2 protein-coding genes are annotated in these 20849 nt (G+C 71.9%); both read right to left on the reverse strand.

All coding sequences use genetic code 11. From position 1 onward, the window contains the following. Positions 1-5236, reverse strand: a 5236-nt coding sequence (locus ON37_RS19660; RefSeq protein ID WP_040721281.1) for a type I polyketide synthase, incomplete at its 3' end; no start/stop codon positions are given. Between the two features lie 22 nt (positions 5237-5258). Next, a complete protein-coding gene (locus ON37_RS34835) occupies positions 5259-20846 on the reverse strand; it encodes an SDR family NAD(P)-dependent oxidoreductase (RefSeq protein WP_306306496.1) in 15588 nt (5195 codons plus the stop codon). Positions 20847-20849: the final 3 nt, after the last annotated feature.

A 20849-nucleotide genomic window follows, 5' to 3' on the forward strand; every position in this document is an offset into this window, starting at 1 on the left:
GTGTGGTCGGCAAGGACAGGCCGGTCGCCTTGGTCAGGCGATTACGCAGCTCCACCACCCCGAGCGAGTCGAAACCCAGTTCGCTGAACGGCTTCTCGGCGTCGATCGCGTCCCCGGAGGGGTGGCCCAGGACGTCGGCCACCTGGGTCCGGACGAACCCCAGCACGATGGCGTCGTGAGATTCCACCGGTGCCCCGGCCAGCCGCCGGGCCAGTTCACCGGTGCCGGCGCCGCGGCGCGCCGCGGGCACCAGCGCCCGCAGCAGTGCCGGTAGCTCCCCGGTGTGCGCCTGGGTCGACAGGCTTGCCATATCGAAATCGACAGCGGCCACGTACGACGCGTTCAGACCGCATACGGCGTCGAACACAGCGAGGCCGTCGGCCTGCGCGATGGGACGAAAACCCATGCGCGCCAGCCGGGTAACGGCCGCGGCGGAGAGCGCCGAGGTCATGCCGCCCGCGGTGTCCCACGGACCCCACGCCACCGACACCGCGGGCAGGCCGGCGGCCGTCCGATGCCGGGCCAGCGCGTCCAGGGCGGCGTTCGCGGCGGCGTAGTTGCCCTGTCCGGCCGAACCGAATACCGCCGAGATCGACGAGAACAGCACGAAGGCCGACAGCTCGCGGTCGGCGGTCAGCTCGTGCAGGTGCAGCGCCGCATCGATTTTGGGGGTGAGTACCCGATCGATCCGCTCCGGGGTCAGGGTCTCGACGGTCCCGTCGTCCAGGACGCCGGCCGCGTGGATCACGGCGGTGAGGGCGGGGCCGTCGGCCAACTGTTCGAGCAGCCCCGCGACCGCCTCGCGGGTACCCAGGTCGCAGGCGATGACGCGCGGCCTGGCACCGAGTTCGGTCAGCTGCGTGACGAGCTCGCGCGCTCCCGGGGCGTCCGGGCCGCGTCGCGACACGAGCACCAGGTCGCCGATCCCGTGGTCGGCGGCCAGATGCCGCGCGACCGCGGCGCCGAGTCCGCCGGTTCCGCCGGTGATCAGCACCGCACCCGATCCGAGATCGACCGCGGCGACCGGGTTCGACGTGTGCCGCCGGAGCCGGGGCGCATGGAATCGTCCGTTGCGCAAGGCCAACCGGGGCTCACCGGTGGCCAGGGCGGCCCCGACGGTCGTGTCGGTCACCTCGGCCTCGCTGCCGCAGTCCAGCAGGGTGATCCGGCCCGGATATTCGGCCTGGGCACTGCGCACCAGGCCGGCGATCGCCGCCGCGGCCGGAGCCGGTGTCTCGTCCGGCAGATCGGCGCCCCGCCGGGTCACGACCACCAGCCGGGACTCGGATCCTCCGGCCCACGCCAGCCAGGTCCGCAGCGCGGTCAGCGCGGTGTGCACGCCGGCGTGCACCGCCGTGGCGGACAGCGCGCTGCCGGGCTCGACCGGGGCGAACCAGACGACCGTGCCGGCTTCGCCGGTGTCGTGTCCGCCGGCGGCCAGTGCGGCCATATCCGGGTGGTGTTCGCGGAAGCCGGCATCCGATCTCGCCCCGACCGCGACGACCACGCCGGTATCGGCGACCGTGGCGTCCGATTCCACCGGCTCCCAATGCATTTCATACAGCGACCGACGGGCGATCGACCGGCCGTCGTCCAGCGAGCGGCGGTCCACCGCGCGGATGCGCACCGCGGCCACCACGGCCACTGGTGCCCCGTCGGCGTCGACGAGGTCCAAGCGCACACCGTCGGCATCGATCCGGCGGATCCGGACCCGCGCTGCCGTGACACCGGCCCGGTACACCCGCACCCCGTGGAAGGAGAACGGCAGCGGGACGGTGCCGGCGGGCAGATCGGCGGCGAGCTCGTCGGCCGCCGCGTGCAGGGCGGCGTCGAGCAGCGCCGGGTGCAGCCCGAAACTCGGCCCGTCGGTCCCGGCGGCATCGGGCAGCGCCAGCTCGGCCACGACCTCGCCCGCGGCGCGACGAACCGCGCGGACGCCGCGGAACGCCGGGCCGTATTCCAGTCCGCGCGCGGCGAGTTCGTCGTACCGGGCCGCCGCGGTGCTCGCCGCGTCCGCCGGGAGGTCCACGGGGTCGGCGACGGGCGGTTCGTCGAGCGTGTCCGGAGCGAGCACGCCGTGCGCATGAGTGGTCGTCTCGGTGCCCGCATCGTGGTCACCGGCGAGCCGCGAGGTGACGGTGAACCGCCGACGGCCGGCATCGTCGGGAGCGTCGACGCCGATCTGGATATCGATCTCGGCGTCGCCGGCGACGACGAGCGGGGTCTGCAGTACGACCTCGTCCACCAGCTCGAGCCCCAGGCGGGCGCCGACGGTCGCGGCCAATTCGACGAACCCGGTGCCCGGCAGCAGGACGGTGCCGAAGACGGTGTGGTCGGCGACCCAGCTCTGGGTGGCCGTCGACAGCCGGCCGGTGAACAGCCATTCGTCCTTACCCGCGACCGAGACCGCCGCGCCCAGCATCGGGTGATCGACCGCGACCAGGCCGGCCCGGCGCAGATCGCCGAGCCCGTCGGTCGGCGCCACCCAGTACCGCTGCCGCTGAAACGCGTAGGTGGGCAGCGTGATTCGACGGGCGGGCCGATCACCGTGTGCCCGCTCCAGATCGACGTCGAGGCCGGCGACCCAGGCGCCGGCGAGGCAGGTCAGCAGCTGGACGGTTTCGTCCACGGTGCGGCGACCGGCGGCCGCGACGACCGAGCGGCCGTCGATGTCCGGCTGTTCGGCAAGGCAACGCCGGGTGAGGGCGGTGAGCACGGCGTCCGGGCCCACCTCGACGAATCGCCGCACACCGGCGCCGGTCAGCGCCCGCACCCCCGGCTCGAACAGAACAGCGGAGCGCACCTGACGCACCCAGTACGCCGGATCGGTCAGCTCGCGCTCGGCGAGTTCGCCGGACACATTGGACACCACCGGAATCGACGGGGCCCGGTACGTCAGGCCCGCGGCCACCCGATGGAACTCCTCGAGCATCCCGTCCATATGCGCCGAGTGGAAGGCATGGCCGACCCGGAGCCGATTCGTCTTCACCCCCTGGTGCCCGAATCGCTGTTCCGCCTCGGCCACCGCCTCGGCGTCCCCGGAGAGCACCACCGCGGCCGGGCCGTTCACCGCGGCGAGCGACAGTCGCCCGGCGGACTCGGCCAGTACCGGGGCGACGGCATCCGCATCGGCGGCCACCGCCAGCATCGCCCCACCCGCGGGGAGCGCACCCATCAACCGGCCGCGCGCCGCCACCAGCGCGCACGCGTCCGGCAGCGACCACACGCCCGCGCGGTAGGCCGCCGCCAGTTCGCCGATGGAATGCCCGACCACCAGATCCGGTGTGAGACCGAATGATTCGAGCAGCCGGCACACGGCCACCTCGAAGGTGAACAGCGCGGGCTGGGTGTATTCGGTCCGGTCCAGCAGTCCGCTGTCGTCATCGAACATCAGCGCGCGCAGCGACCGCCCCAGCAGCGGATCGAATTCGGCGCAGATCTCGTCGACGGCGGCGGCGAAGACCGGGAAGGACCGGTACAACCCGCGGCCCATCCCGGCGCGCTGCGCACCCTGTCCGGTGAACAGGAACGCGGTGCGACCGGAGCCGACCGATCCCCGCACCACCTCGGCGCCGCCGGTCGCCGAATCACCGGCCAGTGTCGCCAGGCCCGCGAGCAGTTCGGCCCGGTCGCGGCCCACCACACCCCCGCGCCGGTTCCAGCGCGTCCGCGTGGTGAGCAGGGAACCGGCCACGTCGCGCGGGTCGGCGTCGGGATGGTCGAGCAGCCACTGCCGCAACCGATCGGCCTGCCCGGCCAGGCCCTGCTCGGTGGGCGCCGACACCATCAACGCGACCACACCGCCTGCCGGAGCGGAGGATTCGGCAGCATCGCTGATAGCCGGTTCCTCGGCCGGCGCCTCCTCCAGGATCAGATGGGCGTTCGTGCCGCTGGCACCGAACGACGACACACCCGCCCGCCGGACCCGCGCACCCGGCTCCCAGGGTTCGTTGTCGAGCAGGAGCCGGACCGCACCCGCGGACCAGTCCACATGCGGGGTGGGCTCGTCCACGTGCAGGGTCTTGGGCAGCATCCGATGACGCAACGCCTGCACCATCTTGATCACCCCACCGACACCGGCGGCCGCGGACGTGTGTCCCACATTGGATTTCAGCGAACCCAGGCGCAGCGGCTGCGCACGACCCTGCCCGTAGACGCCGATCAGCGCCGTCGCCTCGATCGGGTCGCCCAGTCTGGTCCCGGTGCCGTGCGCTTCCACCGCGTCGATATCGGCGGGGGTGAGGCCCGCGTCCGACAGCGCCTGCCGGATGACCCGTTCCTGCGACGGCCCGTTCGGGGCGGTGAGTCCGTTGCTCGCCCCGTCCTGATTGACCGCGCTGCCGCGAATGACCGCCAGCACCCGATGGCCGTGCCGCTGCGCGTCGGACAACCGTTCCAGCACAACCATTCCGAGGCCCTCGGAGAAGCCGGTGCCGTCCGCGGCGGCCGCGAACGCCTTGCAGCGCGCATCCGCGGACAGGGCGCGCTGCCGGGCGAAGGCGATCAGCAGCGACGGATCCGACATCACGGTGACCCCGCCGGCCAACGCCAGATCGGTCTCGCCCTGACGCAGGGCCCGGCAGGCCAGGTGCAGTGCGACCAGCGAGGAGGAGCACGCGGTGTCGATCGAGATCGCCGGCCCCTGGAAACCCAGCGTGTAGGCGATCCGGCCGGACAGCACGCTGTTGGAAACCCCCAGGTAGGCATGGCCTTCCGCCTCGGCGGTGAGCTGCGGGGACCCGACCCGTGGGCCGTAGTGCTGGTGGATCACCCCGGCGAAGACGCCGGTATCACTGCCTCGCAGCGACACCGGGTCGATGCCGGCGTCCTCGAGCGCCTCCCAGGCCGCCTCGAGCATCAGCCGCTGCTGCGGATCCATCGCCGCGGCCTCGCGCGGGCTGATGTCGAAGAAGCCGGGATCGAAATCGCCCACCGCGTCCAGGAATCCGCCCTGCCGGGTGTAGATGGTTCCCGGCACATCCGGATTCGGGTCGAACAGCCGCCGCAGATCCCAGCCACGGTCGGTCGGATAGTCGCCGACGGCGTCGACACCGTCGGCCACCAGCTGCCACAGCTGTTCGGGCGAGTGCACTCCGCCCGGGTAGCGACACGCCATTCCGACGATCGCGATGGGGCTGCCCACCCGCTCGGTGAGTTCGCGCAGTTGCTGCTTGGTTTCGGAAAGCTCCTTGGCGGTCTTCTTCAGGTACCGGCGGAGTTCGTCGTTGTCGGCCATCGGTGGGCTCCTGGTCGTGCCGTCAGCTGAGGTTGTCGATGAAGTCGAAGAGCTCGCGGTCGTCCGCGGCGTCGAGCGGGTCGTCGGCGTCGGCCCCGCCGTCGTCGAGCTCTCGGCTCAGCGCCCGCAGCCGTTCGGCGAGCGCCGCGCGCTGATCCGCATCCAGTTCGGCGGCCGCACAGGCCCGGGCCAGTGCCTCCACCTCCGCGGTGAGGCGCTCGCCGGTCCGGTCGACGGGCGCGAGCTGGGTACGCAAGTATTCGGCCAGCGCGACCGGGGTCGGATGGTCGAACATCGCGGTCGCCGGAACCTGCACGCCCACCGCGGTTTTCAACCTGTTCCGGAACTCCATCACGCCCAGCGAATCGAATCCGGTGCGGCTGAACGGCCGTTGTGGCTCGACCTCGTCTGCGGTGTCGAGACCCAGTACCGCCGCGGCCTGTTCCCGAATCACCTCGACGATGAGGTCGGTCTGTTCCGCGGGCGTGAGTCCGGCCAACCGCGCCGTCACGTTCGGGGTGGCCGTCCCCTGCCCGCCGCGCGGACGCGGCGGACCCGACAGTCCCCGCAGCACCGGCCGCAGCCGGTGCTCGTCGACCGCGGCGAGGGCGTTGCGGTCGATGCGGGCCGTCACGGCCTGTGCGCGGCCGGCGACCAGCGCCGCATCGAACATCGCCATCGCCTCGGCCGCCGCCAGCGGCACGAAACCCTCGCGCTGCCACCGGGCCAGGTCCGCCGCGCTCAACGCCTCCGTCATCCCGGTGCTGTCTCGCCACGGCCCCCACGCCAGCGATGTGGCGGGCAAGCCCCGTACCTGCCGGTACTGGGCCAGTGCGTCGGAAAACACGTTGGCCGCAGCGTAATTGGCCTGCCCCGCGCTGCCGATCACACCGGCGATCGAGGAGTAGAGCACGAAGGCGGCCAGATCCAGCCGGCTGGTCGCCTCGTGCAGATTCCAGGCGGCGTCGACCTTCGGGCGCAGCACGGTGGCGAGCCGTTCCGGAGTCAGCGCGCTCAGCACACCGTCGGACAGCACACCGGCCGTGTGCACGACCGCCGTGAGCGGATGCTGCGCCGGAATCGCGGCCAGCAGCGCGCGCACCGCGTCCGGGTCGGCCGCATCGCAGGCCACGATGTCGACGGTGGCGCCGAGCGCGGTGAGTTCCGCGCGCACCCGATCGGCATCCGGCGCCGCCGGACCGCGCCGGCTCGCGAGTAGCAGCCGGCGCACGCCGTACGTGGCGACCAGGTGCCGTGCGGCCACCACCCCCAGCCCGCCGGTGCCGCCGGTGATCAGCACGGTGCCCTCCGGATTCCACGGCGCCGGCAGGGTCAGCACGTTCTTGCCGACATGCCGGGCCTGACTGAGGTGACGGAACGCCTCCGGCGCCCGCTGCAGATCCCATGCGGTGAGCGGCGAATGCGTCAGCGTTCCCGCCGCGAAGAGCTCCACCAGGCTCCGCAGGATCTGCTGGAGCCGTTCGGGGGCCACGTCCATCAGCATGAAGCCGTGGTAGTGCACGCCCGGATGCGCGGCCGCCACCTCGTCCGGATCGCGGCGGTCGATCATGCCCATTTCCACGAACCGTCCGCCGCGCGGCAGCAAACGCAGTGAGGCGTCGACGAATTCACCGGCCAGCGAGTCGAGCACGATATCCACGCCCGCTCCGCCGGTCTGCGCGCGGAACTTCTCCTCGAACTCGAGGGTGCGGGAGTCGGCGATCTGCGTGTCGTCGAAACCCATGTCCCGCAGCACGTTCCATTTCGCCCGGCTGGCGGTCACCAGCAGGCGCAGCCCCAGGTGCCGCGCGAGCTGGACGGCCGCCATGCCGACACCGCCGGTCGCGGCATGCAGGAGCAGGGTCTGTCCCGCCCGCGCCCCGGCGAGATCGACCAGGCCGTAATAGGCCGTCGCATACACCACCGGCACCGCGGCGGCCTGCGCGAACGTCCACTCCGCCGGCATCGGCGCCAGCAGCCGGTGATCGGTGACCGCCAGCGAACCGACGCCGGTGACGAAGCCGAAAACCCGGTCGCCGGGGGCGAATTCGGTCACGTCCGCGGCCACCTCGGTCACCACTCCGGCGCCCTCGCCGCCGATGCCGGCGGTGGGATCGGGATAGGTTCCGAGCGCGACGAGCACATCCCGGAAGTTGAGTCCGACCGCCCGCATCCGGACCCGGACCTGGCCCGGCGCGAGCGGCGCGGCACTCGCCGGATCCGGGCGCAGACCGAAATTGTCGGCGGTGAGCGTGCCCTTGTCGTTCAGGGTCAGCGCCCACTCCTGCTGCGGTGCGGTCGGGCTCAGCAGGTCCGCGCCGGCCAGCGGACCGTGCTCGGCGTTCGCCTCGCTGCGCAGTCTCGGGACGAACGCGGCGGAACCCCGCAGCGCGAGCTGCGGTTCGTCACCCGCCAGCGCGCCGACCGCCGCATCGCGGTAGCCGTCCCGGAATTCGACGTCGACGATGCGTACCCGGTCCGGATACTCGCTCTGCGCGGTGCGCACCAGGCCCCAGACCGAGGCCGCGGCCGGATCGACCGGTTCACCGGCATGGATCGCCACCGCCCGGGAGGTCACCACGACGAGGTCACGGTCCTGCGCCAACAATTCCTGCAACCGGGTGGTCGTCGCCGTGAGCACGTCTCGGGCCGACGCCGGAACGTCGGCGCCGGACGGAGTGTCGATCCGGACGACGACCGCGTGCCGGCTGCCGACGGTCACGGTTTCGTGGCCCTCGGCCGGGGACCAGATCACCTCGGACACCGGCCGCGGATCGATCGCCACCCAGTCCACCGCATACCCGAGGCCACCGGCACGACTCGCGGTCGCGGTGAGGACACGCAGCGTGAGAGCGCCCACCTCGAGCACCGGTGTGCCGTCGGAGGCCATGAGCGACAACGCGATTCGATCGGGCGCCGAATCCGACACCGCGGCCCGGACCCGGAGCGTGTCTCCGGCGACGGCGTGGAACACCACGTCCTCCCACGAGAACGGAACCACCAGACCGGATTCGCTACCCGGCGCCTGCCCGGCGACCAGGATCGCGTGCAGTGCGGCGTCCAGCATTGCCGGATGTATCCCGAACCGCGCGCCGGCCACCCGCCCGGCCGGCGGGAGCGCGAGTTCGGCGAACACCTCACCGTCGCGCCGCCACAGGGCGGTCAGCCCCTGGAAGGCCGGGCCGTATTCGTAGCCTCGGGCGCCGAGTTCCGCGTAGGCATCGGTCAGCGGCACCGCGACCGCGTCCACCGGCGGCCACGGTGCGTCGGCACCCGTTGCCGGCGCCGGATGCGGTTCCCCGAGTTCCGCGACGGTTGCCACCGCATGCCGGACCCACTCGGAAGGATGCGAATCCGCCTGCGCCGCATCGGAGTCCGAGGCGGGATTGCGGGAATAGACCGATACCGTTCGTGCCCCGCCCTCGTCGGGGCCGGTGGCCACCACGCGCAATTCGGCGCCGCCGGTCGCCGGAACGGGCAGCGGAGCCTCGAGCACCAACTCGGCCAGCCGCGGGCAATCCAGGGAGGCGCCGATATGGCCGATCAGATCCACGAATGCCGCACCGGGGAGCAGCGTCACGCCACCGACGGTGTGATCGGCCAGCCACTGCTGATCCTCCCGCGACAGCCGGCCCGTGAACACCACATCCGACGAGTCCGGAATCCGGACCGTCGCACCCAGCAGAGGATGGGCGGCCTCGTCCAATCCGGAACGCCGGACATCAGCGGGCACGCTCGGTTGCAGCCAGTAGCGCTGGTGCCGGAACGCGTAGGTGGGCAACGCAACCCGGCGCACGGGGCGCTCGGTGAACAGTGCGGGCCAGTTCACGGAGGTACCCGCCACGTCCAGCCCGGCCAGGGCGGAGAGGAACTGGATCGGCTCCGCGGTACCGCGCCGGGCCGTGGCCACCGTGGTCACCCGGGCCTCCACCGGCGTCTCGGCCAGGCATTCCCGCACCATCGCGGTGAGTGCGGCGTCGGGACCGAGTTCGACGAACCGCCGCGCGCCCAGGTCGACCGCGGTCGAGATACCGGGGGCGAACCGGACACAGGCGCGCACCTGATCGACCCAGTATTCGGGGTCGAGTATCTCCGCTCCCGCCTGCCTACCCGTCACCCCGGACACCATCGGCACCCGCGGCTCATGGTAGCTCAATCCCGCCGCCACCGCCCGGAATTCGTCCAGCATCGGTTCCATCAGCGCGGAATGGAAGGCATGGGAGACCCGCAGCCGCGTGATCCGCACCCCGCGCCGGGTGAACTCCTCGGTGAGCTCGTCGATCGCCGTCGCCGCCCCGGACACCACCACCGACGCCGGGCCGTTCACCGCCGCCAGCGAGATCCGCCCGCCAAATCCGGCCAGCGCCGCCTGCGCCCCCTCCTCGTCGATCGCCGCCGCGAGCATCGCGCCGCCCGACGGCAGCGCGCCCATCAACCGGCCCCGCGCCACCACCAGGGCACACGCGTCGGCCAGATCCCAGACACCGGCGACGTGGGCCGCCGCCAGCTCTCCGATCGAATGACCGATCAGCACGTCGGGGGTGAGGCCGAACGACTCCAGCAACCGGTAGGTGGCCACCTCGAAGGCGAACAGTGCGGGCTGGGTGTATTCGGTCCGATCGAGCAGCTCGGCGTGCTCCGGTTCGACCATCACCTCGCGCAGCGAGCGCCCGAGCAGTTGGTCCATCTGCTCGCACACCTCGTCGAAAGCCGTTGCGAAGACCGGGAACTCGCGGTACATCCGGGCGCCCATCCCCGACCGCTGCGCGCCCTGACCGGTGAACAGGAAAGCGGTCTTCCCGGTCCCGGCACTGCCTTCCAGCACGCCCGACGCCCCGGCGGCCAGATCGGCCAGACCGGTCAGCAGCTCGTCGCGGCCGTAGCCGACCACCGCCGCGCGCCGATCGAGACGAGCCCGGGTAGCGACGAGGGCGTGCGCGAGATCGCGGACATCGATGTCCGGATCGTCGAGCACCCACTGCCGCAACCGCTCCGCCTGCGCCCGCAAACCGGCCGGCGTATTCGCCGAGAGCAGCCAGGCCAGCGGCTCGGGCCGAACCGCCGCCGTCACCGGCGCGGCGACCTCCGCCGGAGCCTCCTCGATGACCGCGTGCGCGTTGGTGCCACTGACCCCGAACGAGGACACCCCGGCCCGGCGCACCCGTCCGCCGGACGGCCAGGGCTGCGCCTGCGACAGCAGTTCCACCGTTCCGGCCGACCAATCCACATGCGGCGTCGGCGCATCGAGGTGCAGCGACTTCGGCAGCATCTCGTGCCGCAGCGCCTGCACCATCTTGATCACACCCGCGACACCCGCGGCGGCCACGGTGTGTCCGATATTCGATTTGATCGATCCGATGCGCAGCGGCCGGGATCGATCGGCACCGTAGGCGTTGATCAGCGCCTGCGCCTCGATCGGATCGCCCAGGGTGGTCCCGGTGCCGTGGGCCTCGACGGCGTCCACATCGCTGGGCGCCAGGCCCGCATCCGCCAGCGCCGCCGCGATGACCCGCTCCTGGGACGGGCCGTTGGGGGCGGTCAGACCGTTCGACGCACCGTCCTGATTCACCGCCGTACCGCGGACCACCGCGAGCACCCGGTGGCCGAGCCGCCGTGCTTCGGACAAACGCTCGAGCACCAGTACCCCCACGCCCTCGGAGAAGGCGACCCCGTCGGCGCCGGCGGCGAAGGATTTGCAGCGGCCGTCGGGCGAAAGTCCGCGCTGGCGGGCGAAATCGACGTACAGATACGGACTGGCGGCCACCGTGACACCGGCGGCCAGCGCCAGCGAGGTCTCGCCCTGTCGCAGCGCGCGGCACGCCTGATGCAGGGCGACCAGCGACGACGAACATGCGGTGTCCACCGTGACCGCCGGGCCCTCGAGACCGAAGACGTAGGAGACGCGCCCGGAGATCACGCTGTGCGTGGTGCCGGTGAGGCGATAGCCCTCCAGCTCCCCGGTCACCCGGTCGAAATAGCCGGAGTAGCAGGCTCCGGCGAACACACCGGTATCGCTGCCGCGCAGGGAGTTCGGATCGATCCCCGCATCCTCGAACGCCTCCCAGACGGCTTCGAGCAGCAGCCGCTGCTGGGGATCCATCGCCGCCGCCTCACTCGGCCCGATGCCGAAGAATCCGGCATCGAAATCCGCTGCGCCGGCGAGGAATCCACCGCGACCGGCGTACACGGTGCCGGGCTTGTCCGGGTCCGGGTCGATCAGTCGTTCCAGATCCCACCCGCGATCGGAGGGGAAATCACCGGTCGCATCGGTTCCCGCGGCCAGCAGCCGCCACAACTCCTCGGGCGAGGCGGCGCCGGGGAGCCGGCAGCTCATGCCGACGATCGCGATCGGCTCGTCCGTCCGCTTCCGCCGGACCACCTGTTTCGCGGGTGCGGTCGCGGGCGCCGGAGCGACCCGCGAGCGAATCAGCGCCGCCACCGCCGCGACCGTCGGGTGATCGAACACCAGGGTGGATGGCAGCTGCAGACCGGTGGCCTTGGCCAACCGATTGCGGAATTCCACACCGCCCAGCGAATCGAAGCCGATCTCGTCGAAGCGCTGGTCGGGGCGGATGTCATCGGGTGAATCGTGGCCGAGGACCGCGGCCGCCTGGGCGAGAACGACATCCAGGACGATTTCCTCGTGGCGCGCCGGGGGCACCTCGGCCAGCCGCGCGCTCAGCGCGCCCGCCGCCGACGCCTGCGCACGTTCCGTGGTCGCCGGTGGGCGCGGGAGGAAGCCGCGCAGCACCGCCGGCACCGCGGCGTCATCGGATTCGCGACGCAGTGCGGTCGGGTCGAATCGCAGCGGCGCCACCGCCGGATGCCCGGCGGCCAGGGCCGCGTCGAACAGTCGCAGCCCCTCCTCGTCACCGAGTTGCCCCAGCCCCATCCGGTCCCAGCGGGCCAGCGCCGCCCGGTTCAGACCGCCGGTCATCCCGCTGCCCTGATGCCACGGCCCCCATGCCAACGCGATACCGGGCAGCCCGGCCGCCCGGCGGCGAACCATCAGGGCGTCCAGATAACCGTTGCCGGCGGCGTAATTGCCCTGACCGGACGAGCCGAGCAGGGCCGCGACCGACGAGAACACCACGAAGGCCGAGACCGCCCGATCCCGCGTCGCCTCGTGCAGATTCCAAGCACCGCGCACCTTCGGCGCGAGCACTCGATCGACCTGTTCGGCGGTGAGATTCTGCACCGTGCCGTCGTCGAGGACGCCGGCGGCGTGCACGATCGCGATCGGACCGGCGCCCAGTTCGGCGACGACGGCGCGCACGGCGGCCGCGTCCGCCACATCGCAGGCGACGACGCGCACCTGCGCCCCGGCCCGCTCGAGGTCGGCGGCGAGTTCCGCCGCACCGGGCGCGGCGGCGCCGCGACGCGACGTCAGCACCAGCCGGCGCACGCCGTGGACGGCGACCAGATGACGGGCGACCAGCGCGCCGAGTCCACCGGTGCCGCCGGTCACCAGCACCGTCTCCGCGTCGAAATGCGGTGCGGGCGTGCCCGGTTCGGTGTGGATCCGCATCAGTCTCGGCACCAGTACCGCGGAGTCGCGGACGGCGACCTGCGGTTCACCGCTGCGCAGTACGGCGTCGAGTTGCTCCCGATCCAGGGGTCGTGCCGGGTCCTCGTCGACGAGGACGAAACGTCCCGGGTGTTCGCTCTGCGCGCTGCGGACGAGTCCCGCGATCGCCGCCGCCACCGGAGCCACCGTCTCCCCGGCACGGCCCGACCCGCCCGTGACGACCACGACCAGCGTCGAATCCGCCAGTGCCGGTTCGGCCAACCAGGCGGTGAGCGTCGCGAGGGTGTGCCGCACCCGCTCGCCCACCGCGGCGGGCTCGTCCGTCGCCGCGGCGTCCGGAGCATCGGCGCGCCACACCACCACATCCGGCCGCGGCCCGGCCGACAGCTCCGCCGGCGACGATCCCTGGGCGTCGATGCCCGCGATCGTGGTGTCGCCGAGCAGCGCCAGGGCCGGGGTGCCGATATCGGTGCGGGCGGTGGCGTCGACCCAGCCGAGCCGGTACAGCGCGGCCTGGTCCCGGACCAGCGTGCGGCGGAACTCCTTGACGTCGTAGGGACGCATCACCACGGCGTCGACCGACACGATGGGATTGCCGTCGGGATCCACCGTCGCTACCGACACCGTTTCGGCACCGGTGGCGATGGCGATCACCCGCAGCGAGATCACTTCGGCCGGCCATTCGCCGGCGCCCTTGTGCAACCGGGCCCCGCCCCACCGGAACAGCAGCCGTCCGGCGTCGGGGTCGACATCCAGTTCCCGCCATGCCAATTGGGCCAGCCCGCTGTGCATCACCAGATCGAGCAGGGCCGGATGCAGGTCGTGGCGCCGCACATCGGTGGCCGCGTCGGTGTCGAGCGCGATCTCGGAGAACACCGTCCCGTCACGATGCCATGCCGCCTGCACGCCGAGGAAGGCCGGCCCGTACTCCAGTCCCGACCCCTTGGCGATCTGCGCGGGAATCCAGGCGGGGTCGATCGGTTCGGCATCGGCCGGCGGCCAGGCCTCCGCACGCAGCCGGGTCAGCAGGTCGGAATCGCCGTCCCACCGCTCGGCCAGCGCGCCGGTGGCGTTGTGTACCCATTCGCCGTCCGCGCCGGACCGGAAGTAGAACTCGAATTGCCGCAGCCCGCTCGGGTCCGCGGCGCGCACCAGCACCTGGAGCTCGATGTCGGCGGTGGCGGTCGGCAGGATCGGGGCCTGCAGGGTGAGTTCCTCGACCACGCCGCACCCGATGCGTTCACCGGCCACCAGCAGGAATTCGATGAGGGTCGCGCTGGGGACCACCACGACGCCGTAGGTCATGTGATCGGCGATCCACGGATGGGTGCGCAGCGAGAAGCGGCCGGTGAACAACCATTCGTCGGACCCGGCCAGCGGCAGCACCCCGGTCAGAATCGGATGATCGGTGGCGGCGCCGGCCGCCCGGGGCTGCAACCAGAAACGACGATGTTGGAATGCGTAGGTGGGCAATGGAATTCGCTGCGGCGTCCGCCCGGCGAACAGCGGCTGCCATTGCACGTCCACCCCGGCGGTGTGCAGCTGCGCCAGCGCTGTGACCACCTGGGTGACCTCGTCGGTGGCCCGGCGGGCGGCCGCGGCCACCGTGCACCCGGCTTCCAGGTCCGCCGACAGGCACCGGCGGGTCAGCGCCGCCAGTACGGCATCCGGTCCGATCTCGAGGAAGTTCCGCACTCCCGATGCGACGGCCGCGTCGATACCCGGGGCGAACCGGACCGTGCTGCGCACCTGCTCGACCCAGTACTCCGGCGCGGTCACGTCCGCGGACTCGCCCGTCCCCGTGGCGATCAGCGGAATCCGCGGCGGGTGATACTCGATCCCGGTTGCGACGGAATGGAATTCGTCGAGCATCGGATCCATTCGAGCGGAATGGAACGCATGGCTGACCCGCAGCCGGGTGGTCTTCACCCCGTCGGCGGCCGCTCGCCGTTCGATCTCGGCGATGGCTTCGGTGTCACCGGACAACACCGTGGACGCCGGATCGTTCAGGGCGGCGATCGACACCCGATCGCCGACGCCCTCGAGCAGCGTCCGCGCACGGGCCGCGTCGACGGCCACCGCGAGCATCGCCCCGCCCGGCTCGAGCGCGCCCATCAGCCGGCCGCGGGCGGCGACCAGGGCGCAGGCGTCCGGGAGCGACCACACCCCGGCCACATGCGCCGCGGCGAGTTCGCCGATCGAATGCCCGATCAGCACATCCGGTGTGACACCGAAGGATTCGACCAGGCGATACAGCGCCACTTCGAACGCGAACAAGGCCGGCTGGGTGAATTCGGTACGGTCGATGACCCCGTCGGGATCGTCGAACATCACGGTGCGCAACGAAATACCCAGCAGCGCATCGAATTCCGCACATACCCGATCGAGGGCGGCGGCAAAGGCCGGGAACGTCCGGGCGAGTTCGGCGCCCATGCCGGCTCGCTGTGCGCCCTGTCCGGTGAACAGGAAGGCGGTCGTGCCCGCATGCACCCGGCCGGAGACGATCGCCGGCCCCTCGGCCGCGGCGGCGACCTCGGCCAGCGCGGCCAGCAGGTCGTCGCGGCGGGACCCGACGACCACGGCGCGGTGCGGAAGCTGCGAGCGGGTCGTATACAGCGAATGCGCGACGCTCGGCAGATCCACCTCGGGCCGGTCGGACAACCACTGCCGCAGCCGATCCGCTTGGGCGCGCAGCGCTTCGGCCGATTTCGCCGAAATCGCCAGCGGCACGAGATCGGTGGCAGCGGCCGGCGCCACCGGCTCGTCGGTGGTCGCGCGGTCCGCCGAGGCCGGCGCCTCCTCCAGAATCAGGTGCGCGTTGGTGCCGCTGATGCCGAACGACGACACCGCAGCGCGCCGGGGCCGGTCACCCGCCGGCCACGCCACCGGCTCGGTCAGCAACTCGACCGCGCCCGCCGACCAATCCACATGCGGGCTGGGCGCGTCGATGTGCAGCGACTTGGGCAACATCTCGTGCCGCAGCGCCTGCACCATCTTGATGACGCCACCGACCCCCGCCGCGGCGACGGCGTGGCCGATATTCGACTTGATCGACCCGATCCGCAACGGCTGCGCCCGATCCTGCCCGTAGGCGTTGATCAGTGCCTGCGCCTCGATCGGATCGCCCAGCGCGGTGCCGGTGCCGTGTGCCTCGACCGCATCGACATCCGCCGGCTGCAGGCCCGCGTCCGCGAGTGCGGCGGCGATCACCCGCTGCTGGGAGGGGCCGTTCGGCGCGGTCAACCCGTTCGATGCGCCGTCCTGGTTGATCGCGCTGCCGCGGATCACCGCCAGAATCCGATGGCCGGCACGCTGCGCGTCCGACAGCCGCTGCACGGCCAGCACGCCGACGCCCTCGGCCCAGGTGACACCGTCGGCGGCGGCCGAGAACGGTTTGCACCGGCCGTCGGCCGCCAGTCCGCGCTGCCGGGCGAAATCGACGAACAACGCCGGACTCGCGGCGACGCTCACACCGCCGGCCAAGACCAGCGACGCCTCTCCGCGCCGCAGCGCCTGGCAGGCCAGATGCAGGGCGACGAGCGAGGACGAGCAGGCGGTGTCCACGGTGACCGCGGGTCCCTCGAGACCGAGCAGATAGGCGACCCGGCCGGAGATCACGCTCTGCGACGTCCCGGTCAACCGGAAACCTTCGTATTCGCCGACCACCGCGCGGGAGTATCCCGAGCCGCTGGCGCCGACGAACACACCGGTGTCGGTGCCGCGCAGCGCGGCCGGGTCGATACCGGCGTCCTCGAGCGCCTCCCAGGCGACTTCGAGCATCAATCGCTGTTGCGGATCCATCGCCGCGGCCTCGCGCGGCCCGATGCCGAAGAAGGCGGCGTCGAAATCCGCTGCGCCGGTGAGGAAGCCGCCCTCACGGCTGTACACCGTGCCCGGCTTGTCGGGGTCCGGATCGAAGAGCCGGTCGAGATCCCAGCCGCGATCGGTGGGGAATCCGGAAATGGCGTCGCGCCCTTCGGCGACGAGATCCCACAGCTGTTGCGCCGATCCGACCGCGCCGGGGAAGCGACAGCCGATGCCGACGATCGCGATCGGTTCGTCCGACCGGCTGCGGCGCGCGGACCGCACGGCGGCCGGGGCGGTCCCCTCCAGCCGCGACCGGATCAGCCGCATCACCGCGCGCGGTGTCGGGTGGTCGAATACCAGCGTGGTCGGTAGGTCGACACCGGCCGCCTGCACCAGCCGGTTCCGAAGTTGTTGTCCGCTCAGGGAATCGAAACCGAAATCGGTGAACGGCTGATCCGGATCGATGGCATCGACGGAATCGTGCCCGACCACTCCCGCGGCATGGTCGCGCACCACCGCGAGGACCAGCGCATCCCGTTCCGCGTCCGGCGCGGCCAGGACCCTGGCCGCCAGCGATCCGGCGGAAACGCTCCGGCGGCGCGGCGTGGTCGCGAGCGTCACCGCCGCGGCCCGTGCTCCGGCGATCTCGACCGGCCGCAGCGATACCGACCGGATGGTCAGGACCGGGAGGCCCGCCTCGTCGAAGGCCGACACCCGAACGGTGGCGGTGTCGGTTCGCTCGATGCGGACCCGCACCGCGGCCGCCGCCCCGTGCAGGCGGATATCGGTGTAGGCCACCGGCAGGACGAGCGACTGCTCACCGGCGCTGTCCGCGCCGTCGGCCAGCCGATCGATCGCCGGATGCAGCAGCGCATCGGCCAGGGCGGGATGAATTCCGAACGGCGCGACCGCCTCGGCGGGCGGCGCTTCGAGGGACACCTCGGCATACACCTCGTGCCCACGCTGCCAGGCCGCCGTGACGCCCTGCCAGACCGGGCCGTACCCGAGTCCACGCGCGGCGAGACGATCGTAGAGATCGCTCACCGACAGCGGTTCGGCCGCCGCGGGTGGCCAGTCGCCGTCGACCGGCTGCGGTTGCGCACCGTTCTCCGGCGCCAGCGCGCCGGTCGCGAAAGGCACCCAGGGACCGATGTTTTCGGCGTCGTCCACCGTCGCGGCGGATACGGTGAACCGGCGCAGGCCATCGTCGTCGGGTGCGGAGACGAGCACCTGGACGTCCACCGTCTCCGCCACCTCGGGCAACGGAGTCTCGAGGCGCAGTTCGGCGACGGCGCCGGCGCCCACCCGCGCGGCCGTGGCCAGCGCCAGTTCCAGCAGGACTGCCGGAGACACCGCACCGCTGCCCGATGCCGAGAATTCGGCCAGCCAGGGATGGGCGGCCCGGGTGAGACGTCCGGTGAACAACCATTCGTCGCGCCCGGCCACCGAGACGGCGGCGGCCAGGATCGGATGATCCGAACGGATCAGCCCGGCCCGGCTCACATCGCCCGCGGCCGCGACGCTCGCCGCGTCGGGAGACCACCACCGCCGGCGGTCGAAGGCATAGGTGGGTAGATCGATCCGCCCGCCGGTTCCGCCCAGGACGTCGGCCGGCACCTCGATTCCGGCACAGACGGCCCGGGCCAGCGCGGCGCGGAAATGCCGGGCCGCACCGTGCCCGCGTTCCAGGGTGGTGAGGATGGCGACTCGATCGGCGAAACCGATCGATTCGGCGGTCAGCCCCATCGCCATGGCGACCACCGGATGCGGGCTCAGCTCGATGAAACCCGTTGTACCCGACCGCATCAACGCCTCGACCGACTCGGCGAAGCGGACCGGCTCACGCAACGACCGATACCAGTACTCGGCGTCCAGGGTCGAGGTGTCGAGGTAGTCGGCGATCACGGTCGAGAAGAACGGAATCGAGCTGCGCCGGGGCCGGACCGGCGCCAGTTCGGCGAGCAGCCGCTCCCGCACCACCTCGGTGAGTTTCGAATGGCCGGCCCATGCCGCGGGCACGATCCGGGCCCAGACGCCCCGGTCGGCGCACCGGCCGACGAACTCCCGGACCGCATCGATCTCGCCGGAGACGACGGTCTGGGTGGGACCGTTGATCGCGGCCAGCGACAGCCGATCGCCGAACGGCAGCAGCATCTCCCGCACCGCGTCCGGGGACAGTCCGACCGCGGCCATCCCGCCACGGTCGCCGAGCAGCTCCGCTCCGGCCCGCGAACGCAGGGCGATCACGCGCGCGCCGTCCGACAGCGACAGGGCGCCGATCACGACGGCCGCGGCGACCTCGCCCTGTGAATGTCCGACGACCACATCGGGTTCCACACCCCGGGACCGCCACAACCGCGCGAGCGACACCATCATCGCGAACAGCGCCGGTTGCACCACATCGACGCGTTCGAAGTCCGACAGGTCGGATTCGCCGCGCAGCACCTCGGTCAGCGACCACTCGACGAACGGAGCCAGGGCTGCCTCGCATTCCGCGACCGCGGCGGCGAAAACCGGTTCGCTGTCGAGCAATCCGGCCGCCATGGCCCGCCACTGACTGCCCTGCCCGGGAAAGACGAAGGCCACCTTGTGATGCGCCGCACGGCCGGAAACCACTGCCGGACCGGTGGTTTCGCCGCCGTCGTGGTCGATCGCGGACCCGCCCGGCTCCTCGGTACGGCCGGCGAGCCGGTCCAGTCCCGCACGCAGATCCTCGGCTCCGCCGCCGACGACCGCGCCGCGCCATTCCAGCCGCGCTCGGGTGTGTGCCAGCGACCAGGCGATATCCGCGGGATCGGCGTCGGGATGTGCCGCCGACCAGTCGCTCAACCGGGCCGCTTGCGCGCGCAACGCCGCCTCGGTGCGGGCGGAGATCAGCCAGATCGAGTCGCCGGTCGCGGTCCCGGCATCGGGTGCCGCGGTCGCGCCGCCGGACCGTCCGCCCGACTCCACCGACGACTCGGCCGACACCGGCGCCTGCTCGAGGACGACGTGCACATTGGTGCCGCCCATTCCGAAGGCCGACACCGCGGCCCGGCGCACCGCCGTTTCCGCCCACTCGCGTCGCGCGGTGACCACCTCGAGGCCCAGATCCTCCAGCGCGATACGCGGATTCGGTCGGCGGAAGTGCAAACTGGGCACCAACTCGCGTTTCCGCAGGCACAGCACGGTCTTGATCAGCCCGGCGACGCCCGCCGCGCCCTCGAGATGACCGATATTGGTTTTGACCGATCCGACCGCGAGCGCATCGCCCACGGGCCGGCCGGCGCCGTAGGTGTCGCCCAGGGCCGCGGCCTCGACCGGATCCCCCGCGGGCGTCCCGGTGCCGTGCAATTCGACGTACTGCACCGATTCCGGTGCCACCTCGGCGGCGGCCAATGCCGATCGGATCACCGCGATCTGCGCGTCCGCGCTGGGCGCGCTGAGGACTTTGCGCTCGTTGCCGTTGTTGACCGAACTGCCCCGGATGACCGCGTGCACCCGGTCGCCGTCCGCCAGCGCCGCGGCCAACGGCTTGAGAACGACGAGACCGCCACCCTCACCGCGCACGATGCCGTCGGCACGTTCGTCGAAGGTCCGGCACCGGCCGGTCGGCGAATGCGCGCCGAACTGCTCGATCCGCTCGCCGCTGAGCGGCGACAGGATCAGGTTGATCCCGCCGGCCAGCGCCACCTCGCATTCGCCGCTACGCAGGGCCTCGACGGCCAGATGGACGGCCAGCAGCGACGACGACTGCCCGCTGTCGACGACCAGGCTCGGGCCGGTGAATCCGTAGTGATTGGAGATCCGGTTGGCGAGGACACCGCGCCCCACCGCCCACAGCGAATGCCGGCCCACACCCGGCTTACCCTGTGCGGCAACGAGTTCGGCGAAGTCGGTGCCGGTACTGCCCAAAAAGACACCCGCGCGCAGGCCGGCGGCATCCGGGTATCCGGCGTCCTCCAGCGCCTCCCAGCTCAATTCGAGCCCGAGCAGCTGCTGCGGGTCGAGCGCCCGGGCCTCGTTCGGCGGCACCCCGAAGAATTCGGCGTCGAATTCCGTTGCCGAATCCAGGAATCCGGCGATCTCGTCGATTCCCGGCCGGTCCGCGGGCGCGGAGCCGACCGCGTCACGCCCGTCCCGGAGCAACGCCCAGAAGGCGTCGAGATCACGAGCCCCCGGCATTCTGCACGACATTCCGACAATCGCGATGTCGCTCGCCCGTTCGACCATGGAAGTTCCTCTGTCCAGCTTGTTCGTTGCTCTGTGCCGCTGTGGCGTCTGCCGTGGTGTCATCCC

This window comes from Nocardia veterana NBRC 100344, from assembly GCF_000308855.1.
Lineage (GTDB): Bacteria > Actinomycetota > Actinomycetes > Mycobacteriales > Mycobacteriaceae > Nocardia > Nocardia veterana.